The sequence below is a fragment of the Nocardia aobensis NBRC 100429 genome (assembly GCF_000308375.1).
In the GTDB taxonomy this organism is placed as follows: Bacteria; Actinomycetota; Actinomycetes; order Mycobacteriales; family Mycobacteriaceae; genus Nocardia; species Nocardia aobensis.
Window position 1 is genome coordinate 21,303 of record NZ_BAFQ01000044.1, and the last position, 21,193, is coordinate 42,495.

General features: G+C 69.1%; 22 protein-coding genes and 1 tRNA gene. 13 read left to right on the plus strand and 10 right to left on the minus strand.

Features of this window, described 5'->3' with window-relative positions; all coding sequences use genetic code 11:
* The 3 genes from RJ03_RS05705 (at position 1) to RJ03_RS34840 (ending at position 1,960) form a co-directional block, all read left to right on the plus strand.
* Positions 1 to 777, plus strand: a complete 777-nt coding sequence (locus RJ03_RS05705) for an enoyl-CoA hydratase (protein ID WP_036498506.1) — start codon at positions 1 to 3, stop codon at positions 775 to 777.
* 170 nt (positions 778 to 947) lie between these two features.
* Positions 948 to 1,448 carry a DUF3558 family protein gene (locus RJ03_RS34835; RefSeq protein ID WP_157163354.1) on the plus strand — a complete coding sequence of 167 codons (501 nt, stop codon included), beginning with the start codon at positions 948 to 950 and terminating at the stop codon, positions 1,446 to 1,448.
* A gap of 5 nt (positions 1,449 to 1,453) precedes the next feature.
* On the plus strand, positions 1,454 to 1,960 hold the full coding sequence (locus tag RJ03_RS34840) for a DUF3558 family protein (protein WP_051024359.1): 507 nt from the start codon (positions 1,454 to 1,456) through the stop codon (positions 1,958 to 1,960).
* A gap of 9 nt (positions 1,961 to 1,969) precedes the next feature.
* Here RJ03_RS34840 and RJ03_RS05720 read toward each other — a convergent pair whose 3' ends face one another.
* The 3 genes from RJ03_RS05720 to RJ03_RS05730 form a co-directional block, all read right to left on the minus strand.
* Complete coding sequence (locus RJ03_RS05720; protein ID WP_232329273.1) at positions 1,970 to 3,052, minus strand: Hsp70 family protein; 1,083 nt, start codon at positions 3,050 to 3,052, stop codon at positions 1,970 to 1,972.
* Positions 3,053 to 3,125: 73 nt separating this feature from the next.
* Complete coding sequence (locus tag RJ03_RS05725) at positions 3,126 to 3,662, minus strand: MarR family winged helix-turn-helix transcriptional regulator (RefSeq protein ID WP_036498508.1); 537 nt, start codon at positions 3,660 to 3,662, stop codon at positions 3,126 to 3,128.
* Between the two features lie 63 nt (positions 3,663 to 3,725).
* Positions 3,726 to 5,135, minus strand: coding sequence for a metallophosphoesterase (locus RJ03_RS05730; RefSeq protein ID WP_036498510.1), 1,410 nt, complete (start codon positions 5,133 to 5,135; stop codon positions 3,726 to 3,728).
* A gap of 143 nt (positions 5,136 to 5,278) precedes the next feature.
* Here RJ03_RS05730 and RJ03_RS05735 point away from each other — a divergent pair, with 143 nt between their 5' ends.
* On the plus strand, positions 5,279 to 6,310 hold the full coding sequence (locus tag RJ03_RS05735) for an extracellular solute-binding protein (RefSeq protein WP_036498512.1): 1,032 nt from the start codon (positions 5,279 to 5,281) through the stop codon (positions 6,308 to 6,310).
* Positions 6,311 to 6,314: 4 nt separating this feature from the next.
* Here the strand turns inward: RJ03_RS05735 and RJ03_RS05740 are convergent, their stop codons facing one another.
* Positions 6,315 to 6,989, minus strand: a complete 675-nt coding sequence (locus tag RJ03_RS05740; RefSeq protein WP_036498514.1) for an EthD domain-containing protein — start codon at positions 6,987 to 6,989, stop codon at positions 6,315 to 6,317.
* Between the two features lie 195 nt (positions 6,990 to 7,184).
* Here RJ03_RS05740 and RJ03_RS05745 point away from each other — a divergent pair, with 195 nt between their 5' ends.
* Entirely contained in the window at positions 7,185 to 7,595 is a 411-nt protein-coding gene (locus tag RJ03_RS05745; RefSeq protein WP_036498516.1) for a hypothetical protein, read from the plus strand.
* Positions 7,596 to 7,602: 7 nt separating this feature from the next.
* Here the strand turns inward: RJ03_RS05745 and RJ03_RS05750 are convergent, their stop codons facing one another.
* Positions 7,603 to 8,772: an FAD-dependent oxidoreductase gene (locus RJ03_RS05750; protein ID WP_036498518.1), complete on the minus strand. Its 1,170-nt coding sequence runs from the start codon at positions 8,770 to 8,772 to the stop codon at positions 7,603 to 7,605.
* Between the two features lie 105 nt (positions 8,773 to 8,877).
* Here RJ03_RS05750 and RJ03_RS05755 point away from each other — a divergent pair, with 105 nt between their 5' ends.
* Positions 8,878 to 9,453 carry a TetR/AcrR family transcriptional regulator gene (locus RJ03_RS05755; RefSeq protein ID WP_174372263.1) on the plus strand — a complete coding sequence of 192 codons (576 nt, stop codon included), beginning with the start codon at positions 8,878 to 8,880 and terminating at the stop codon, positions 9,451 to 9,453.
* A gap of 165 nt (positions 9,454 to 9,618) precedes the next feature.
* On the opposite strand, the gene RJ03_RS05760 is transcribed toward RJ03_RS05755, so the two are convergent.
* Positions 9,619 to 10,107 (minus strand): FBP domain-containing protein, encoded by a 489-nt coding sequence (locus tag RJ03_RS05760; protein ID WP_036498520.1) that lies wholly within the window; start codon positions 10,105 to 10,107, stop codon positions 9,619 to 9,621.
* Positions 10,108 to 10,188: 81 nt separating this feature from the next.
* On the minus strand, positions 10,189 to 10,782 hold the full coding sequence (locus RJ03_RS05765; protein ID WP_232329274.1) for a TetR/AcrR family transcriptional regulator: 594 nt from the start codon (positions 10,780 to 10,782) through the stop codon (positions 10,189 to 10,191).
* Positions 10,783 to 10,908: 126 nt separating this feature from the next.
* Here RJ03_RS05765 and RJ03_RS05770 point away from each other — a divergent pair, with 126 nt between their 5' ends.
* Together RJ03_RS05770 and RJ03_RS05775 are read left to right on the plus strand one after the other, a co-directional pair.
* Positions 10,909 to 12,336, plus strand: coding sequence for an MFS transporter (locus tag RJ03_RS05770; RefSeq protein WP_036498524.1), 1,428 nt, complete (start codon positions 10,909 to 10,911; stop codon positions 12,334 to 12,336).
* A 115-nt stretch (positions 12,337 to 12,451) separates the two neighbouring features.
* A complete protein-coding gene (locus RJ03_RS05775) occupies positions 12,452 to 13,390 on the plus strand; it encodes an undecaprenyl-diphosphate phosphatase (RefSeq protein ID WP_036498526.1) in 939 nt (312 codons plus the stop codon).
* A 16-nt stretch (positions 13,391 to 13,406) separates the two neighbouring features.
* On the opposite strand, the gene RJ03_RS05780 is transcribed toward RJ03_RS05775, so the two are convergent.
* The 3 genes from RJ03_RS05780 to RJ03_RS05790 all read right to left on the minus strand — a co-directional run bounded on the left by RJ03_RS05780 (position 13,407) and on the right by RJ03_RS05790 (position 14,437).
* The gene (locus RJ03_RS05780; RefSeq protein ID WP_036498528.1) at positions 13,407 to 13,811 is read right to left on the minus strand and encodes an SgcJ/EcaC family oxidoreductase; all 405 of its coding nucleotides are present in this window, start codon (positions 13,809 to 13,811) and stop codon (positions 13,407 to 13,409) included.
* A 122-nt stretch (positions 13,812 to 13,933) separates the two neighbouring features.
* Positions 13,934 to 14,006: transfer RNA gene (locus tag RJ03_RS05785), tRNA-Arg, on the minus strand.
* A 122-nt stretch (positions 14,007 to 14,128) separates the two neighbouring features.
* The gene (locus RJ03_RS05790; RefSeq protein ID WP_036498530.1) at positions 14,129 to 14,437 is read right to left on the minus strand and encodes a hypothetical protein; all 309 of its coding nucleotides are present in this window, start codon (positions 14,435 to 14,437) and stop codon (positions 14,129 to 14,131) included.
* Between the two features lie 140 nt (positions 14,438 to 14,577).
* Between RJ03_RS05790 and argS the strand changes: the two genes are divergently transcribed.
* The 5 genes from argS to thrB are packed head-to-tail and all read left to right on the plus strand — an operon-like array spanning position 14,578 to position 21,183.
* The gene (gene argS, locus RJ03_RS05795; protein WP_036498532.1) at positions 14,578 to 16,236 is read left to right on the plus strand and encodes an arginine--tRNA ligase; all 1,659 of its coding nucleotides are present in this window, start codon (positions 14,578 to 14,580) and stop codon (positions 16,234 to 16,236) included.
* Between the two features lie 40 nt (positions 16,237 to 16,276).
* The gene (lysA, locus tag RJ03_RS05800) at positions 16,277 to 17,707 is read left to right on the plus strand and encodes a diaminopimelate decarboxylase (protein ID WP_036498534.1); all 1,431 of its coding nucleotides are present in this window, start codon (positions 16,277 to 16,279) and stop codon (positions 17,705 to 17,707) included.
* Positions 17,704 to 19,104 carry a homoserine dehydrogenase gene (locus tag RJ03_RS05805; RefSeq protein WP_051024360.1) on the plus strand — a complete coding sequence of 467 codons (1,401 nt, stop codon included), beginning with the start codon at positions 17,704 to 17,706 and terminating at the stop codon, positions 19,102 to 19,104. Before lysA ends, RJ03_RS05805 begins: the two co-directional genes overlap by 4 nt.
* On the plus strand, positions 19,101 to 20,198 hold the full coding sequence (gene thrC, locus RJ03_RS05810) for a threonine synthase (RefSeq protein ID WP_036498535.1): 1,098 nt from the start codon (positions 19,101 to 19,103) through the stop codon (positions 20,196 to 20,198). Before RJ03_RS05805 ends, thrC begins: the two co-directional genes overlap by 4 nt.
* Before the next feature lie 25 nt (positions 20,199 to 20,223).
* Entirely contained in the window at positions 20,224 to 21,183 is a 960-nt protein-coding gene (thrB, locus tag RJ03_RS05815) for a homoserine kinase (RefSeq protein WP_036498558.1), read from the plus strand.
* The last annotated feature ends 10 nt before the right edge of the window (positions 21,184 to 21,193 follow it).

A 21,193-nucleotide genomic window follows, 5' to 3' on the forward strand; every position in this document is an offset into this window, starting at 1 on the left:
GTGACCGACTTCGAGACCATTCTGCTGGAGCGCACCGGACGGGTCGCGGTGATCACCCTGAATCGGCCGAAGGCACTCAACGCGTTGAATACGCAGGTGCTCACCGACATCACCGCCGCCCTCGACGAGGTGGAGGCCGATGCGGGTATCGGCGCGGTGGTGCTGACCGGTTCGGAGAAGGCGTTCGCCGCCGGCGCCGATATCAAGGAGATGCAGTCCAAGTCCTATATGGACATGTTCCTGGCCGATTTCTTCCAGGGCTGGGACCGGGTCGGCGCGTTCCGCAAGCCGATCATCGCGGCGGTGGCCGGATACGCCCTGGGCGGGGGCTGCGAGCTTGCGATGATGTGCGACATCCTGATCGCCGCCGACACCGCGAAGTTCGGCCAGCCGGAGATCAAGCTCGGCGTGATCCCCGGTATGGGCGGCTCACAGCGCCTGACCCGTGCGGTCGGCAAGGCCAAGGCCATGGATCTGATTCTCACCGGCCGCAACATGGGCGCCGAGGAGGCCGAACGCGCCGGACTGGTGGCCCGTGTCGTTCCGGCGGCGGAACTGCTGTCCACCGCGCGCGAGGTCGCCGAGACCATCGCCGGCATGTCGCTGCCGTCGGTGATGATCGCCAAGGAGGCCGTGAACCGCTCGTACGAAACCACGCTCACCGAGGGCCTGCGTTTCGAACGCCGGGTGTTCCACTCGCTGTTCGCCACCGAGGATCAGACCGAGGGCATGACCGCCTTCGTGGAGAAGCGCGCGGCGAACTTCGAACACCGCTGAGCGCTGCCCCTGACCGCCGCGCATCGCTCGCAGTCGTCGGCCCCGCCCTCGCCGGCATCCGAGTTTCGTGGTGGCCTGGGCGGCGGTGCGCTGTCGCGGTGCCGGCGACCGCACGGGTCCACGCCCGTCGAGCCGTCGCGGGCCCAGGAATTTCCCGTACGCTCATCGGCGTGAGATGGGTAGCCGCCGTGATCACCGTGGCCTCCGCTGCGGTGGTGGCGGGTTGCGGCGCGTCCGGAACGACCCCGGCCGCGACGAGTTCGCCCCCAGCGCCGGCTGCCGCGCAGGCATTGGCGGTCGCCGAATGCGGGTCCGCCACCGATGCCGATATCGTTGCCGCAACGGGCATTTCCGGCATACAGCAGATTTCGGCCAATCCGCTGCGCTGCCGCTGGGAGGCGGCCGCGGGCACCTCGGTGACCTTCGAATGGTTCCGTGCCAGCCCGATCGCCGCGCACACCGCCACCGACCCCGCGGCCCAGGTGTCGGCGCTGCGGGTCGGCGACCACACCGGCCGGCTCTTCGCCACTCCGCAGTGGTGTGAGGCCGCCGTCGATTCCGGTGCCGCGGATTTCGTCGACTGGCGCGCCGACGAGCCGCAACAGCCTGCGGCACAAGCCTGTTCGGCCGTGCGGCAGCTGGCCGCGGCGACCCTGGCGAAGGCGGGGTGAGGATCATGCGCCGAGCGCGCCGTCTCGTCGTCGCGGTGGCCCTGATCGCCGCCGCGACCGGATGTTCCTCGGGGCCGACGCCCGCGCAGCGGCCGGCGCGGTCCGAGGACGAACTTCTGCAGGGCTGCGGTCCGGAAACCGATGCCGAGATCGCGAATCTGGTGCACGCCACCGCCGTTCACCGCGAGGGCGGACCGACCATCTGCGCCTGGGAGGGCAACTACCCCGGCGGCGGCATCGTCGATATCACCTACGCCTGGTTCGCGCAGGACTCGTTGTTGCGTGACGGCCAGGTGGCGGCTGCCCTCGGTTATCGCACCGACCATCTGGTCGTCGCCGATTTCGGCGGCCTGATCTGGCACGATCCCCGCGACCCGGGCAGTTGTGGAGTGTCGGCCGCCGATTCCGGGACGGTCACCTACTGGGTGCAGAACCGCTCCCGCCTCGCCACCCCCGACCCGTGCGCGGCGGCGATGAACGCCGAGAAGGCCACCGTCAAACTCGACGGATGATTCGCGGCGTCACTTCCCGGGAACGGGTTCGGCGCTGCTGCCCGCGACCTCCACCGGACGGGCCGGGGTGCCGTCGTGCGCCGGCCGCGCCGAATCGTGTCCGGTGACCAGCAGGCCGGTGACCGTCGCGCCGAGCGCCGCGGTCACCGCCAGCGCGGCGACCACCTTGCGTCGCGATACCGCCGGTCGCGGCGTCGGCTTCGCCGCCCCGCACTGCGGCGGGGCGAATCGGATACCGCGCACCCGGCGCGCCGCCGGTTGTTCGGTGGCCATCAGCACCGCACCGCGCGCGGAGACGAAATCGGGCTCCGGATCGTAGATCACCGGCAGATCCAGCAGTTGCTCCAGCGACTCCCGGACACCCGGGCTACGCGTGCAACCGCCCAGTAGTGCCACCGCCCGCGGCGCGACCCCGGTGTCGTCGATCAACTGCCGCACATACGACACCGAATGATGGATCCCGGCCGCGACCAGATCACGGAAATCGCTGCGCGTCACGACGATTCGCGTGCCGGAGCGAGGATCGCCGACCGTCACCACCCGAGTGGCGCTGAGCTGTTCCTTGTAGTCGCGTCCGGCGGCATTGTCGATCTCCACCCCGCCGTGCGCGAGATGCCAGCGCAGCAGGGCGTCGTGGCCGTCGCCGCCCAGAAGGGTGCTGCGCTTGGCGGCGAGAATGGCCTGAGTGCGGCAGTCGGCCTCGGTGAGGGTGAGCCCGGAACTGCCGAGGTCGTAGATCAGCACCGCACCCTCGTCGGGCAGTTGTCCGCTGAACCGCAGATACCGCAACTGGGCCGGCGGTTCGTCGATGATGGTCAGCCGGCTGCGTCCGGCCGCGGCCCGGATGGCCTCGGCGTGCAAAGCGCAGCGGGAGGTGACGGCGATGCCGGTGACGAATTCGTCGCGGTCGGCCGCGGATGCCCGCATCGCGTCGATGGCCTGGAAGACCGGCTCCTCGACCCCCGCCCCCGCGCGGCGCGCGACCACACAGCGGTCGATCGGCGGCAGATGCGGCTGATCGGAATGGGTGAGCATGGCGCGCGCGCCACCAGCGCCCGCCGACACGCCCAGGACCAGCACCATGGCGTCCATGGTGAACCTTTCGGCCGCCGATGGAAAGGCAGCGGCCCGGGATGTCGCTGCCGGAATGCTGGCGAGTCGCCCCTCAGGCCCACCGGGTCGGCGTATCACCGCTGTCGAAGTCGCCCGCCTCGCGCCGGAATTCCGCGAGCAGTTGCAGCAGGAGCTGGAGACGCTCCGGAGGCAGGCCCGGCCGGGCGAAGACCTTCTCGTTCAATTCCCGGGTTGCCGCCGCCGCCAGATCGCGGCCGGCGGCCGTGATCTCGATCAGGGTTGCCCGGCGGTCGCTGGGGTGTGGTACTCGTTTGACCAGTTGGGCCGCTTCGAGCCGATCGACGGTATTGGTGACACTCGTCGGGTGGACCTGCAACCGGGCGCTGGCCATCGCCATCGGCAGCGCCCCGGTCTTGCTGAAGCCGAGCAGCGTCAGCAATTCGTAGCGGGAGAAGGTCAGCCCCGACGGGCGCAGCGCCTCGTCCACCCGGGCCATCACGATCTGCTGGGCACGCACCAGAGAGGTCACCGCGGCCATGCCGTCGGCGACATCGCCCCAGCCGTGCGAGGTCCACTGGCGGTGGGCCTCTTCGATGGGGTCCAGCGGAAGCGGGCGGGGTGCGGCCATACTGCCGAGTGTATTTGCCCGCCCGCTCCCACGCTGCGGTCCGGGAGTCGCCGGATCGGTGATTCAGGACAGTCCCGAAAGATCACCGAGGACAACATGGTTGCGATCGGCGGTGTTTCCGAGCGTGTACTCGGGCATCAGTCCGAGATATTCGGCCCGGCTGCGGGTGCTCCACCGCCGCGCGTCCGGGGTGCGGGTTTTGTAGAAATTGACCATGTAACCGCCCTCGTAGAGGCGCAGCAGGGTGTAGCCGCCCGGATACTCCTTCACCGCGCCCACTTCCAGGAATTCCACCCGGAGCGGGATGTCGGGGCGGGTGCGGCGATTGCGGTGGGTATGGCCCGCATGGTGGAAGAACACCCCCGGTGTCGATTGATACAGCTGCTGCAGGGTGAGCGCGTCCGATCGATTCAGCACGAAATTCGGGCCGGCGATATTGGTCAGTCCCGATTCCGCGGTGACCGGATGGTGTCCGAAGACGACCGTCGGCCGGTCGGGATCGCGACGCAGCGATTCGCGCAGGCGATCGAATTGCTCGGGACCGATACTGCCCCCGGAGCCGTCCAGTTCGGTGGTGTCGAGTCCGATCAGCCGCAACCCGCCGAGCCGATGTTCGGTCGATTGTGCCGGGGGAACGAAGGATTCGCCCCAGCAGTCGTAGTGGTCGGCCGCCACCGCCGGACAGCCGGCGTAGTCGGCGCCGGGATGGGGACGGTCGTGATTGCCGCGTGCGGCGAACCAGTCCCGACCCTCGATTCCCCAGGCGTCCAGCCGATTTCGCACCGCCCGGGTCTGCTCGGAGGTGGCTTCCGCGGTCAGATCACCGGCCAGGATCAGATGGTCGGCGCCGCGATCCGGCCGGCGCAGATCGTCGAGCAATGCCGCCAGCATCACCTCGGGGTACGGCGGCAGTCCCGGTTCCTGTCGCACGCCCGGCGGCAGCCCTGCGGCGATGATGCCGCTGGTCTCCTCACCGATGTGCACGTCGTTGCAGAGCGCGAGGGTGCGCAGCAACCGGCCCGGGGGAGCGACGAGAGTGGTGAATTCACCGCTACATTCGGGTGCGCCGGGCAGATGAGTGACCAACTCCGGGGCCGGTACCGCCCGCACCCCGTCCGACCACGCCTCGAATCGATATCGCCGTCCCGGCTCCAGGCCGTCGATCTGGGCGTAGTGATACGGCGTCCGATCGGCGCCGGTCACGGGCACCGGCCGGGCGGGACCGGCGGAATCCGCAGGGGCCAAGCGGATCTCGGTGCCGGCCGCGACCGGGACCGATGCTCCCGACGCATCGGCGGCGAGTGTCGTCCAGGTGATGATCGCCGACGTGTCGGTGAGCGTGACCACCTCCAGATCCGTCGCACGCAGTGAATTCGCCTGTGCCCGAGCCGAAATCGGAAGCACGACCGGTGTGGCGGCCGCGGCGGCCAGGGCCGCGAGCAGGCGGCGGCGATTCGGCCCGCAACAGGTCATCGTCGCTCCCTCGTGGGTGGTCGGTACCGATCCACGGCCGACCCTACCCAGGCCGACGCCATACCGTGTGTCGTGCCGTCGGCTCACCGGGTAGGTTGGCTAGCCGGTCGCCTCGGCGCAGTATCCGATCGGAAGGACGGTCCATGGCAGCGGCGCAGCAGCACGAACGTCGGTGGAAACTCGTGCTCGGCGTGGTGGCGCTGGCCGCCTCGGCCATGATCACCGCGTGTTCGGCGTCCTCGGACGAGCCGGAGATCGTGGTCTACAACTCGCATGATCAGCGTCTGACCCGGCAGTGGGCCGACGCCTTCACCGAGCAGACCGGAATCCGGGTGACGTTGCGCGACGGCGCCGACGCCGAAGTCGCCGATCAGGTGCTGGCCGAGGGCGACCGATCGCCGGCCGATGTGGTTCTCACCGAGAATTCACCGGCGATGGCCCGGATGGAGCGCGCCGGTCTGTTCGCCGGCCTCGACCCCGCCACCCTCGCGCAGGTGCCCGAACAGTTCCGTCCGAGTTCGGGGCAGTGGACCGGAATCGCCGCGCGGTCGACCGCATTCGTCTTCCACCCGGGGAAGATCCCGCCCGCCGAACTGCCCGCCGGCTTGCTGGACCTGCAACAGCCACGATGGCACGGCCGCTGGACCGCCGATTCGCACGGCGCGGACTTCCAGGCGATCGTCGCGGCATTGCTGGCACTCGACGGCGAGAACGCCACGCGCGCGTGGCTGCACGGGGTGAAGGACAACGCCACCGACGCGCCCAACGGCTTCGCGGCACTGAAGGCGGTCGGTGCGGGAGGGGTCGGCGGCGCGCTGGTCTTCGCCACCGACTGGTACCGCGACCAGCCCGCACCCGAGCGGCTCATCGGTCCCTCGACGCCGCACTATTTCCGCGGCGGGGACCCGGGCGGATACCTCTCGCTGTCCGGTGCGGGGGTGCTGAAGTCGAGCCGGCACGCCGCCGAGGCCCAGCGGTTCGTGCGATTCGTGACGGCCGCAGCCGGGCAGCGTCTGCTCAGCGGCGGTGCGGCCATGGAGTATCCGGTGGCCGCGGGTGTCCCCGCCGATCCGGCGCTGCCGCCGCTGGATTCGCTGGACCCGCCGCGCGTGAATCCGAGCGAACTCGACCCCGATCGAGTCGAGGCGTTGATGCGCGAGGCGGGGCTGCTCTGATCCGCTACGAGGCGGTCAGGTCGTAGCGGTACCTGCTGGTCGGAATGACGTCGAGATCGCGGTCGGCGCCGAAGGTCGCGACGCTGGCCATCATGCGACCGGCGCGGCGCTGCAACTCCGCGTCGTCACCGCCGCTGCCCCAGAACGCGTGCTGGTCGGTCATCGCGTCCATCGGGAAGAGTTCCTCGACCAGCGCGTCCACCCGCGGCCCCGGAGTGACCGCCGCGACCACGGTGTTCTGCACGTAACCGAAGGTGGCCTGGGTTTCGATGGCCACGGTGGTATGCCGGTCCTGCCAATTGCGCAGCCATTCGGCGCGGGTCAGCTCCTGCGGAATTCGCAGCAGCGCGATATTGGCCAGCGCCTCGTAGCGGGTTCCGTCCGGGGGCCGCGCGGTGGTGAGCGGTTCGCGTTCGTCCACGATCCAGCCGTTGATCCGCTCGGCCACGCCACCGAGCACATCGGTGATCGGCCCGTTCTGTCCCTCGCTCCAGACGCCGACGATCGCCGCGACGGGTTCGTCGTAGGTGCTCACCCGCAGTTGTGCGGCCGCGACGTCGGCGTCGCCGATGTTGACCTGGAGTTCGGTCGCCCCCGCGGCGGCCAGCCGCCGGTGGAACTCCGGCGCGTGCAGGGTGTCCGCGAGATCCGGCCCCCAGAGGGCGTACATCAATTTCATGCCGGATCCTTTCGGGGAACTGCGTTCGGCTGCGACGACGGTAGTTCCGTCTACCGCGCGAGACTCGCGATTCGCCAAACCCGGTCCCGCTCACCGGGACCGAATCGCCAGGCCGGATCGCCGCGTTCGTGCGCCGGTCCGGCGGGCTCGGTCGCCTACAGTGAGAGCGATATCCGTCCGGTGAGAGGAGACCAGGTGCGCCGCATACTGTTCGCGATGACGTTGTGTGCCGCCGTACTACCCGCGCTCGCCTGCTCCGCCGAGGCCGACCGCGCACCGGCGAAGACATCGGCGCCCGCGTCCGCGCCCGCGGCAGCCGACCACGGCACCAACGGCACGATCGAGGTGGTGGCCACCCACGGTCCCGAGAAGTACGCCGCCGCCGGACTCGCCGCGGGCATCACCACGTGTCAGGCCGGATCGGTGCTGGCGACTCTGACCACCGGCCGGGACGGCAAGGCCCACCAGGATGTGGCCGCCGACTGCTATCAGGTTCAGGTGACGTCGGTGCCGATGGGATGCCGGCTGGCCACCGGCCCCGCCGAGAAGGTCGATGTGGTGGCCGGCCGGACCGCGACCGCGGAGTTCGGATTGGCCTGCGCCTGAGCGTTTTTCACCGGTTGGCGAGTTCGGCGAGCCGGTAGGCCAGCGCCGTGCGCACCGCCGGGATGCGGGTGACGAGGCGGATCGCGGTGTTGCGCAGCATGCGGGCCGGTCGCGGGCGCAGCGTCGCCATCCGGGTCATGCGATCGGTGAAGGCCACCACGTCCAGCGCGACCGGGCGGCGGGTGCGCTCGTAGTCGTCGAGCAGCGCGTCGGGTTCGCCGCCCAGGACCCGGGCCAGCAGCGTGCCCAGCAGGGCCGCATCCTGGATCCCGGTGTTCATTCCCTGCCCACCGGCCGGGCTGTGCACATGTGCGGCATCGCCGGCCAGCAGGATCCGCCCGGCGCGATAGCGGTCGGCCACCCGGTGGTGCACGCGGAAACGTGAGCTCCACAGCACCTCTCGCACCGTGGCGCCGGGGCAGCGGGCATCCAGCAGCGCTTGCACCTGCGCGCGGGTGGGATGTTCGGGCGCCTCGGCGACGGTGGCGACGACGCGGAAACGATCGTGGTCGGTGTCCGGCAGGGGTGCGACCACCACGATGCCCTCGGGCGAGACGTGCAGCGATACCTCGTCGCGCGAGGCGGGCCAGTCCATCCGCACATCGGCCAGGACGAACGATTCCGGATAGGTGGCGCCGGTGAAGCCGATTCCCGCCGCCTCGCGGACCCGGCTGTGCATCCCGTCCGCGCCGATCACGTACTCGGCGCGGATCGATCCGGATTGCCCTGTGGCATCGGTGAATTCGACGGTGACGAATTCCTCGCCCGGTATCACCGCGGTGACCTCCACGGGGCGCACGACCGTTCCGCCCGCCCGCTGCAGCCGGTCGAGCAGGACCGCCTCGGTCGTCTCCTGGCCGATCATCAGCGTGTAGGGGAACGGTGTCGGCAGGTCGGAGAAGCCGATGGTGGTCAACCGGTCGGCGCCTTCGTACATGACGAAGCGCGGCACCTCGAGTCCCAGGTCGTGCAGGGTCGTGGCGATGCCCATCTCGTCGAGGACCTCCAACGTGCGGGCATGGACGACCGCGGCGCGGGACGTGTTCGCCCCGGCGGTCAGTCGATCCAGCAGAACCACGTCGGCGCCGGCATCGGCGAGTGCGATCGCGGCGGTCAGTCCGGCGGGTCCGGCGCCGACGATGACGACTGCGGCGGTGGCGGGAACGGTGCTGCTCATGACTACTCCCTCAGGTTTGCCAACGTATGTTGGCCAACGGCTGTTGACATCAGAATAAAACTGGGAGGATGGAAAGTCAACAGTTGTTGGCCTACGGTTGTGGGCATGAGTGAAGAGACTGCGCCGCGCCGCTCGGACGCCACTCGCGCGGCGATTCTGGAGGCGGCTCGCCGGCATTTCGCCCGCGAGGGATATGCCAAGGCGACCATCCGGGCGATCGCCGCCGACGCCGGCATCGATCCGTCGATGGTGATGCGGTACTACGGCAACAAGGACGGCCTGTTCGACGCGGCGCTCGACGTCGATCTCGCCCTGCCGGATCTGGCCGCGGTGGCCGAGGACGAGCTGGGTGCGACGGTCGCCCGGCGCTTCCTGGAACTGTGGGAGACGCCACCGGGTAACGAACTGCTGCTGACCCTGTTGCGTTCTTCGGTGTCGGACGAGACTGTGGCGCAACGGTTTCAACGCGTCTTCGCCGAACAGCTGATGCCGATGGTGACCCGCGTCGGCGACCCCGCGGACGCGCCGCGGCGAGCCGGATTGGTGGTCACGCAGATTCTGGGACTGGCGGTGTGCCGCTATGTATTGCGCCTGCCACCGGTGGTGGCGTTGACGGCCGAGGAGATCGTCGCGGAGATCGGCGCGACGGTGCAGCGGTATCTGGTGTCGGTGCCGAGATGAGACGGGTCCCGGCGAGACGAGCCGGGAGGAGATATGACGAGCAGATATGACAATGCCCCGAGTCCGGCGGCGCGGGCTCGGGGCATCAGGGCTGCGGTGCGGTCCTCGAGTGTCGGCGCACGGCATCTACCTCCGTTCGATCGGGTGGACGCTGTCGGTGTTCGGTCAGCTGTAGAGGCGCTCGACGAATGCGCGCAGGTTGGTGCGCACCCGTTCGGCCTTCTCCTCGTCGGTCAGATCCTCGCGGTAGCGGTTGCCCAGCGCGGGGCGCTTCTTGTTGCGCGCGTACAGCGAACAGGCCAGATCGGTGCACATGTAGATGCCGATCGAGTTACCGCGCCGCCCGGATTCGCCGACCTTGTGCGCGGTGAGCAGCGACACCCCGGTACCGGTGTGCGTGGTCAGGCAGATCGAGCAGAGCTGGGCCCGGCCGGATCCGCCCGTCTCGTAGCGCAGTGCCACGCCGACCAGCCGATCGTCCTGCGGGGTCACCAGATACGCGCGACCCGGCATCGACCGGTCGTTCCAGCCGAAGAAGTCCAGGTCCTCCCATGGTCGCGTGTCGAGATCCCGGGGGACCGGCATGCGTTTGGCATCGCCCTTGGAACAGTTGACGAACGACGAGCGGATCTCGCGTTCGGTCAGTGGTTGCACGTGTTCACTCCTTCCGAATGGATGAACGGAAAACGGAGCGAGGCTACGGCCACCGGTCTCGGCGGGCAATCGAATATCGGCTCAGCCGATGGTGCGCAGCCCGGCGAGGGTCACCGTGATCAGCCGTTCTGCCGCATCGGGTGAGGTTTCGCACGCGACGCCGATACCGTGGCCCAGGCGCAACAGATCGCGCGGTTCGATTTCCGGGCGGATCAGGCCGGCGTCCTGGGCGGGTTGCAGGACCGCCGTCGCGGCGTCGGTGATCAGATTCGAACACAGCAAGAAGGTCTGCGATCCGCGGTCGATGGCGGCCTTGAGGGTCACCGCCAGACTGCGTTTGTCCATCACGAATCGCACCTGGGCGCGGAACCACTGCTCCAGCGCGTCGAGGGGGGAGAGGGTTTCGGTCAGCTCGGCGGCGAGTTCGGCCAATGCCTCGATACTCGAGCGATAGACCGCCTCGATGAGCGCGTCCCGGTTGGGAAAGTGGCGATAGAGGGTGCCCGGTCCCACCGCGGCTCGGCGCGCCACCTCGTCCAGGGGCGCCTCCGGGCCGAATTCGGCGAACGCCTCCCGCGCGCACGCGAGTATGCGCTCGTAGTTGCGCCGCGCATCCGCGCGCATCGGACGCGGCGGCGCCGCGCGCCCGGACCCCTGTGTCGACGGTGCGCTCACGATTCCTCCAGTGGAAACGGATGAACTCTCCGCTTAGTCTTGCGTAACCGGAGAACTTCTCCATATGCTATCTCCATTGGAAACGGAGACATTCTCCGTTTAGTTCCGCAATCCGATGGAGCCTCCTTGACTACCTCCACGATTTCCTCGTCACCGCAGGTCGGCGCACCGCCCGGGCGGCTGCGCTCCGGCATCGTGCTGGCCACACTGCTGACCTGCCAGTTGATGATCGTGCTCGACATCACCGTGATGAACGTGGCACTGCCCCGCATCCAGCACGATCTGCACTTCAGTGCCACCGGCCTGTCCTGGGTGATGAACGCCTACACCCTGGTCTTCGGCGGGCTGCTGCTGCTCGGCGGCCGGGCCGGCGACCTGTTCGGACGCCGGCGCATCTTCATCCTCGGAACCGTGCTCTTCACCCTCGCTTCCCTCGGCGGCGGGCTGGCGCCGTCGGCCGCCTGGCTGATCGTCGCTCGCATCGTGCAGGGCCTCGGTGGTGCGATGGCCGGTCCGAACACTCTCGCCCTGCTGACCACCACCTTCGCCGATCCGAAGATGCGGGTCCGGGTGCTGGCGCTGTTCTCCGGAATGTCCAGTGCGGGATTCGCGATCGGGCTGATCCTGGGTGGACTGCTGACCCAGTGGCTGAGCTGGCGCTCGGTGCTGTTCATCAACGTGCCGTTCGGACTGGCCGTGGCACTGCTGGCGGCACGGTACCTACCCGACGCGCCGCGCCGTCGCGCTCATCTCGACCTGCCCGGAGCGGTGACCGCGACGGGTGCGGTGGCCGCGCTGGTCTACGGCTTCATCAGCGCCGCGGCGCACGGCTGGGACGATGTGACGACCGATGTGTCGCTGGCGGCCGGCGTGCTCGCACTGATCGCATTCCTGCTGATCGAACGCCAGGCCGCACAACCGCTGCTGCCACTGCACCTGTTCGCCGACCGCAATCGGGCCGCCGCGTACGCCAACATGTTCCTGGGGCCGATGGCGGGGACCTCGATGTTCTTCTTCCTCACCCAGTATCTGCAGGAAGTGCGGGGAATGAGCGCGCTGGCAACGGGTTTCGCCTTCCTGCCGACCGCGGTGACGATGTTCGCGATGATCCGGCTGATTCCGCGCCTGCTGCCGCGCTTCGGTCCCAAACCGGTGACGCTGGTGGGCACGTCCGCGATGATCGCCGGGCTGGCGCTGCTCACCCTGCTCGATACCGATACCGGTTACTTCCCGCTGCTCGCGGTGGCGACGCTGTTGATGGGATGCGGTATCGGCCTGGCCTTCTCGCCGCTGAACGTGATCATCATGGCGAATGTGGCGCCCGAGGAGGCCGGTGCGGCGGGCGGCGCGTTGCAGACGCTGCAGCAGACCGGCGCCGCGCTGGGGCTGGCGGTACTGGTCACGGTATTCGGCACCGCCGTGCGGGCCGCGTCCGGATCGGCCGTGCACGTGCTCGTCTCCGGTATCACGACCGCCTTCGCCGCGGCGGCCGGGATCGCGGTGCTGACCTTGCTCGTGGCGTCGACCTTTCGGAGTGTGCGGGCGCAACGGTGAGTGACCAAGATCAACTCCGGGCATTTGGGACTATTCGAAACATGTTGCCACGCAGTGACTTAACCGAGATTCTACTCACAGCAACCTCTATGACTGCCGTGCGAGACTCGTCGCGATGCTCACCTATTTTCAAGCGATGGTCATCGGCGCGGTGCAGGGCTTCACCGAGCTGTTCCCGATCTCCAGTCTCGGACATTCGGTTCTCGTGGCGGCCTGGCTCGGAGGTAGATGGGGAGCGTTGCCCGGACAGGGTGGAACCGATTCGGCCGCAACCTATCTGGCATTCGTCGTCGCTCTGCACGTGGCGACGGCGGTCGCGCTGGTGATCTACTACTGGCGGGACTGGTGCGCGATCGCCGCCGGATTCGTCGAGATGGTGCGGACCAGGCGGCTGGATACCGTGCCGCAACGGCTGGCCTGGCTGATCGTGATCGCGACCGTGCCGGTCGCGATTCTCGGTCCGCTGCTGGAACATCCGCTGCACGACGTCTTCGCCGCTCCCTTGTGCGCCGCGGCCTTCCTGACCGTCAACGGCGTGGTGCTGGTCGTCGGCGAAGGCCTGCGTCGCCGCAACGAGCCCACCCTCGCCGAATACGGCCGCCGCTTCGCCCTGAATCAGGCGAACAGCCGGAGGCGCACGGCGACAACACTTTCCCTGCCGCAATCCGACCGGCGCCTCGCGGCCCTCGACTCCCGGGACGCGGTCGGCATCGGCCTGGCCCAAGCCGGTGCCCTCCTCACCGGCTTCAGCCGGGCCGGCCTCACCATGGTCGGCGGTCTCTGGCGCGGTCTCGAACACGAACACGCCGCCAAATTCGCCTTCCTCCTCGCCACCCCCGCGATCTTCGGCGCCGGGATCGTCGACCTCCCGGACCTGATAACGCCACGCGCAGAGGTGATCTGGGGCCCGATCATCGTCGGCGCCGTCGTCTCCGGCGTGACATCCTGGCTCGCCGTCCGCTACCTCGAACGGTACTTCCGGACCCGGACCCTGCTGCCGTTCGCGGCGTACTGCGTGATCGTGGGGGCGGTGTCGATCGTCCGATTCGGGTGAGCAGCGTAGCGGGCCGCTAACGCGCCACGGCGGGACTGTTGTGGTACGCGGCGACCGTCCACTTGCCGTCGCGCCGGTGCATGACCCAGGTCGCGTTCACGTACCGGTCGGCGGGTACTTCGGTCTCGCCGGCGAACGCGATCGCGGCCTTGCTGACGACAACGGCGTGGTCGGCGCCGAGGAACCGGATATCTCCGATGTCGTCGGTGACGGCCGAGTTCGCGAGAACGGTCGCGAACCCGTCCGCCATACCCTGCCGGATCTCCGCCCGGCTGCGCCGATAGGTCCCCGGCATGATCACCGTGGCGTCCTCGGCGTAGTCCGCGACGAAAGCGTCCGCGTCCCCAGCCGCCCAGGCCTTGTACTGATCGGCCAAGATCTGCGCGATGGCGGCCGAGTCGTCGGTTCGAGTCGTGGTCATGGCATGTCCTTCGTTCGTCGGCGCGGCCCTCGTTCGGGCCGTACATCTCTCCGACGCGCGAGCATCCCCCGAATCGACAAACGAAAAAGGTCCCGACCGGATGGTCGGGACCTGGTGTGCTGTGCCCTCGGCAGGATTCGAACCTGCGGCCTTCTGCTCCGGAGGCAGACGCTCTATCCCCTGAGCTACGAGGGCGGGGATCGGACCCGGTCGACACCAGTGGTTACGTCGTCCGATCGGGCGGGGAAAGCGTATCGCATCACACGGCGTGCGCCAAAAGACAGGTTCGAGCAGGGATTCAGTCCGGCGTCACGGCACTACCGCGTCGGCATCGGCGCACCCGGCATGCCGGGGATGGCGGGAATGCCGGGGATACCGGCGGGGAGTTCGTCCATCTGGCCGGTGGGCGGGACAGCCTTGTCCTTGTCGGCGTGGTGGCGCGACTTGGGGACGAAGTAGACGACCAGCGCGACGACCAGGACGGCGATCACCACGACCGCGCCGACCAGCGCCCAGGGAACACGCCGGTGCTTCGGCGGGTTGGAATTGCCGTTGTACGCCCCGCCGGGGGCGGATTTGGCGGCGGCACGAATCGCCTTGGCTGATTTCGCGCTGGTGTTCGGCATCGGTTGGCGCTCTCTTCGGGTGCGTCGGTGGTTCTCGCGGTGTCGGAACGACGGCCGGGGCCGCCGGTGCCGGATGCCGGGTGCGGCGAGCAGGTGCCCGCTGACGGCGCACACCCGCTCGGACCATAGGATAGAGACTCGTGACTCCAGCTGACCTTGCAGAACTCCTTCGTGCGACCGCGGCGAAGGTGCTCGTCGAACGCGGATCCGACCCTGCGGTCCTGCCCGACGAGGTCAAGGTGGAGCGTCCCCGTAATCCGGAACACGGAGACTATGCCACGAATGTGGCCATGCAGGTGGGTAAGAAGGCCGGAATGAACCCGCGCGAACTGGCCGGTCTGCTGGCCGACGCGCTGGCCGCCACCGACGGCATCGAATCCGCCGACGTGGCCGGCCCGGGCTTCCTCAACATCCGCCTCGCCGCGGCCGCCCAGGGCGCCATCGTGGAGCAGATCCGCGCCGCGGGTGCCGCCTACGGCACCGCGCAGGCGCTCACCGGCACCAAGATCAACCTGGAGTTCGTCTCCGCCAATCCGACCGGCCCGGTCCACCTGGGCGGTACCCGCTGGGCCTCGGTCGGCGATGCGCTGGGTCGCATTCTGGCCGCTCAGGGCGCGGACGTGACCCGCGAGTACTACTTCAACGACCACGGCGCGCAGATCGACCGCTTCGCCGAATCGCTGGTCGCCGCCGCCACCGGCGCGCCCACCCCGGAGAACGGCTACGCCGGCGCCTACATCTCCGAGATCGCGGGCCAGATCACCGCGGCGCATCCGGACGCGGCGAGTCTGCCGGAGAACGAGCGGCACGAACTGTTCCGCCGCGAGGGTGTGGAGCTGATGTTCGCCCACATCAAGCAGACCCTGCACGATTTCGGCACCGATTTCGACGTGTACTTCAACGAGAGCTCGCTGTTCGCCTCCGGCGCCGTGGAGAAGGCGCTCGACCAGCTCAAGGCCTCGGGCAATCTGTACGAGAAGGACGGCGCCTGGTGGATCGCCAGCACCGAATACGGTGACGACAAGGACCGCGTCGTCATCAAGAGCGACGGCAAGTCCGCCTATATCGGTGGCGATATCGCCTACTTCCAGAACAAGCGCTCGCGCGGATTCGACCTCTGCATCTACATGCTCGGCGCCGACCATCACGGCTACATCGGCCGGCTGAAGGCGGCGGCGGCCGCGTTCGGCGACGATCCGAACACCGTCGAGGTGCTGATCGGCCAGATGGTGAACCTGGTGCGCGACGGCGTGGCGGTGCGGATGAGCAAGCGCGCCGGCACGGTGGTCACCCTCGACGATCTGGTCGAGGCGATCGGCGTCGACGCCGCCCGCTACGTGCTGGTGCGTAGTTCGGTGAACTCGAGCATCGATATCGACCTGGATCTGTGGACCAAGCAGAGCAGTGAGAATCCGGTCTACTACGTGCAGTACGCGCACGCCCGCACCTGCGCGGTCGCCCGCAATGCCACCGACTTCGGATTCGCCGGTGTCACACCGGATCTCGGCCTGCTGGTCGCCGACGAGGAAGGCGAGCTGATCCGCACCCTCGGCGAGTTCCCGGCCGTGGTGGCGAGTGCGGCGAGCCTGCGCGAACCGCACCGCGTGGCCCGTTATCTGGAGGAACTGGCGGGCGCCTACCACCGCTTCCAGACCAACAAGACGCTGCGGATCCTGCCGCAGAACGACGACCCGGTCCTGCCGGTCAACGCCGCCCGCCTGCAACTGGTCGACGCCACCCGTCAGGTGCTGTCCAACGGTCTGGCGCTGCTGGGCGTATCCGCCCCGGAGCGCATGTGAACCGCCGTCGGTCAGGTGATCGTGTGAGGAAGGAATTATTGTGAGTGCGCATCCGGCGGGACCTCGGCACGCCGAGATCCCCCACGCCCCCAACCTGCCGGAGCGGCCCGCGGACCCCCGCGAGATGATCGACCTGCCCGACAAGGTGTGGCCGCGCAACGCCTCTCGCGACGCCGCGGGTGTGGTGCGCTTGGCCGGTGTGCCCGTCACGCAGCTCGCCGCCGAATTCGGCACGCCGCTGTTCGTGGTCGACGAGGACGACTTCCGCTCCCGCTGCCGCGATATGGTCCGGGCCTTCGGTCCCGGCGCGCGAGTTCACTACGCCTCCAAGGCATTTCTGTGCGGCGAGATCGCGCGCTGGGTGCGCGACGAGGGCCTGCACCTGGACGTGTGCTCCGGCGGCGAGCTGGCGGTGGCGCTGCACGGCGGCTTCCCGGCCGAACGAATCGCGTTGCACGGCAACAACAAATCGGTCGCCGAACTGGAGCAGGCCGTGGCGGCGGGTGTCGGGCACGTCGTCGTCGACTCACTGATCGAGATCGAGCGCCTGGAGGCGGTCGCCGCCCGCGCGGGCGTGGTGCAGGACGTGCTGGTCCGCGTCACCGTCGGCGTGGAAGCACATACCCACGAATACATTTCGACCGCGCACGAGGATCAGAAGTTCGGCTTCTCGATCGCCGGCGGCGATGCGATGGAGGCGTTGGCCCGGGTCTTCGAGGCGGACAATCTGCGCCTGGTCGGCCTGCACAGCCATATCGGATCGCAGATCTTCGACATCGACGGTTTCGAGATCTCCGCGCGGCGCATGTTGCGACTGCTGCGCGATGCGATCGAGAAGTTCGGCGTCGAGCGCACCGAGCAGATCGCGATTCTGGATCTCGGTGGCGGCCTCGGCATTTCGTATCTGCCGAGCGACGATCCGCCGCCGCTGGACGAGTTCGCCGCGAAGGTGCGCGACCTCGTCGAGGTGGAGGCGGCGCAGATCGGCCTGCCCACCCCGACCATCGCGGTGGAGCCGGGCCGCGCGATCGCCGGACCGGGCACCGTCACCCTCTACGAGGTCGGCACCACCAAGGACGTCTCACTCGACGCCGGCGCGCAGCGCCGCTACGTCAGCGTCGACGGCGGGATGAGCGACAACATCCGTCCCGCGCTCTATCAGGCCGACTACGACTGCCGGCTGGTCTCCCGCTCCAGCGAGTCCGCCCCGGTGGTGGCCCGTGTGGTCGGAAAGCATTGTGAGAGCGGCGATATCGTCATCCGCGACACCTGGATGCCGGCCGACGTCGGACCGGGGGACCTGGTTGCGGTCGCGGCCACGGGCGCGTACTGCTATTCGATGGCCAGCCGCTACAACATGCTCACCCGCCCGGCCGTGGTCGCGGTCCGCGACGGGCAGGCGCGGCTGCTGCTGCGCCGTGAGACGGTGGCGGATCTGATGAGCCTGGAAGCGACGGAGGTGCACTCATGACCGAGGCGACGAACCGGCCCCGAGGCGGTGCGTTCGGAATCGAACGTCCCATCGGGGTCGCGGTGCTCGGCATGGGCAATGTCGGCACCGAGGTGGTGCGCATCCTGCGCGAGCACGCCGACGACCTGCGCTCGCGGGTGGGCGCCCCGGTGGTGCTGCGCGGCGTCGCGGTGCGGCGCCTCGACGTCGACCGCGGCATTCCGGCCGAGTTGCTGACCACCGACGCCGAAGCGCTGGTCGCTCGCGACGACGTCGACCTGGTGGTCGAGGTGATGGGCGGTATCGACCCGGCTCGCAAGCTGATCCTGGCCGCGCTCAACGGCGGCAAGTCGGTCGTGACCGCGAACAAGGCGCTGCTGGCCGACTACACCGGTGAGCTGGCCGCGGCGGCCGAGGGCAGCCGCGCCGACCTGTACTTCGAGGCCGCGGTGGCCGGCGCCATTCCGGTGGTGCGCCCGCTGATCCAGTCGATGTCCGGCGACCGGGTGAACCGGGTGGTCGGAATCGTCAACGGCACAACGAATTTCATTCTCTCGGCGATGGACGAGACCGGCGCCGACTACACCGACACGCTCGCCGAGGCGACCCGGCTGGGCTACGCCGAAGCGGATCCCACCGCCGATGTCGAGGGCTACGACGCCGCCGCCAAGGCCGCGATCCTGGCCTCGCTGGCCTTCCACACCCGCGTCACCGCCGCCGACGTCTACCGCGAGGGCATCTCGAAGATCACCGCCGAGGATCTGGAGACCGCGGCGGCGGTCGGCTGCACCGTGAAGCTGCTGGCCATCTGCGAGCGGATGCCCGGCGGCGAGCGGCTGTCGATGGACGGATCGGCGGTCGCCGCGCTGGGTGACGCGAGCAGCTCGTCCGCCGGTAAGGACCGGGTGTCGGTGCGCGTGTACCCGGCGCTGATCCCGCGGCGGCATCCGCTGTCCTCGGTCAACGGCGCCTTCAACGCGGTGGTCGTCGAGGCCGAGAACGCCGGCCGGCTGATGTTCTACGGCCAGGGCGCGGGCGGCGCGCCGACCGCCTCGGCGGTGATGGGCGATCTGGTGATGGCGGCCCGCAACAAGTTCTACGGTGGCCGCGCACCGGGTGAATCGGTTTATGCTGAGCTGCCGATCGCGCCGATCGGCGACATCCCGACCCGCTATCACGTGAACCTGCAGGTTGCCGACCGCACCGGGGTTCTGCAGGCGGTGTCCGGCAAATTCGCCGAACACGGTGTCAGCATCTCGACGGTCCGCCAGGAGGGATTCGACGAGGGCGCCCGACTGGTCGTGGTCACCCACCACGCGCCGGAGTCGGCGCTGGCCGATACCGTGGCAGCACTTGCCGAGCTGGAATCCGTCACATCCGTGACCAGCGTCTTGAGATTGGAAGGCACCGAGGAATGAGTCAGACAGGAGCGCCGCCGTCGGCCGGGGTCGTGCACACTCCGTGGCCGGGGCTGATCGCCGCCTATCGGGAGCGCCTGGCGGTCGGCGCGGACTGGGAGCCGGTCACCCTCTACGAGGGTGGCACGCCGCTGGTGCCCGCGCATCACCTGTCCGAGCTCACCGGCTGCGAGGTGTATCTCAAGGTCGAGGGCCTCAACCCGACCGGGTCGTTCAAGGACCGCGGTATGACCATGGCGATGACCGACGCCAAGGCCCGCGGCCAGAAGGCGGTGCTGTGCGCCTCCACGGGTAACACCTCCGCCTCGGCGGCGGCCTACGCCACCCGGGCCGGCATGCACTGCGCCGTGCTGATCCCGCAGGGCAAGATCGCGATGGGCAAGCTCGCGCAGGCGGTCATGCTCGGCGCCAAGATCATTCAGGTCGAGGGCAATTTCGACGACTGCCTCGAGCTGGCCCGCAAGGTCACCTCGGACTTCCCCGAGGTCGGCCTCGTGAACTCGGTCAACCCGGCCCGCATCGAGGGGCAGAAGACCGCGGCCTTCGAGATCTGCGACGCGCTGGGCAAGGCCCCCGACGTGCACGCCCTGCCGGTCGGCAACGCGGGCAACATCACCGCGTACTGGAAGGGCTACAGCGAATACCACGCCGACGGCCTCACCGCGAGCCGCCCGCGCATGCTCGGTGTGCAGGCCGCCGGGGCCGCGCCGCTGGTCAACGGTGCGCCGGTGAAGGACCCCGAAACCATCGCCACCGCGATCCGGATCGGCGCGCCCGCGTCCTGGAACAGCGCGGTGGCCGCCCAGGAGCAGTCCGGTGGCGCCTTCCGGGCCGCTACCGACGACGAGATCCTGGCGGCGTATCGCCTGGTCGCGGGCACCGAGGGCGTCTTCGTCGAGCCCGCCTCGGCCGCCAGCGTGGCCGGTCTGCTGGCCGCGCGCAAGGAGGGCTGGCTCGATTCCGGTCTCACCGTCGTGTGCACCGTCACCGGCAACGGCCTGAAGGACCCGGACACCGCCCTGCTGGGTATGCCCGCGGTGGAGGCGATCGCGGTGGATCCGGTAGCGGTGGCCCGCGAGCTCGAGTTGGCCTGAGTTGAGTGCGCGCGAAGGTCAGTTGATGACGCGGACCCTCCCGCCCGGTATCACCGTTACCGCGAAGGTGCCCGCCTCCAGCGCCAATCTGGGACCCGGATTCGATTCGCTCGGTATCGCTTTGGGGTTGTACGACGAAATCGTGGTACGTACCACCGATTCCGGGCTTACCATCCGAGTGGAGGGTGAGGGCGCCGACGACGTCCCTTGGGGCCCTTCACATCTGGTGGTGCGCGCGATCGAACGCGGCCTGGAAGCCGCGGGCGTGTGGGCCGACGGGCTGGATGTGGTGTGCCGCAACGTCATTCCGCATTCGCGAGGGTTGGGATCGTCGGCCTCGGCGGCGGTCGGCGGACTCGCCGCCGCGCGTGGGCTGGCCGCGAAGTTCGACCCGGCGCTGACGGGTTCGGATGCCGAATTGGTGCAGCTGGCTTCGGAATTCGAGGGCCATCCGGACAACGCGGCCGCGAGCGTGCTTGGCGGCATCGTGGTGTCGTGGACCGAATCCGACCGCGCCGGCGAACTCGACGCGAGCAGTTCCGTCGAGCACCACCAGCGCGTCTACCGTGCGGTGCGGCTGGAACCGCACCCGCGGCTGCGCGCGACGGTGCTGATCCCGCAGGAGCGCTCCTCGACCGCGCACACCCGCGGCCTGCTGCCGGAGATGGTCCCGCACGGCGACGCCGCGTTCAACGTCAGCCGCGCCGCGCTGTCGGTGGTCGCCCTGACCGAGCGTCCCGACCTGCTCCTGCCCGCGACCCAGGACCGCCTGCACCAGGGCTATCGCGCCGCCGCGCTGCCGCTGACCACCGCCTGGATCACCCGGCTGCGCACCGCCGGACTCGCCGCGATGGTGTCGGGCGCCGGTCCGACCATCCTGGCGCTGAGCGCCGGAGAATTTCCGGACGACCTGCGCAAACTCGCCGAGGAGGACGGTCTGCGCGTGGTCGAACCCGACATTTCCGCGGGTGTGAGCGTGGACTGATGGCGTGGCT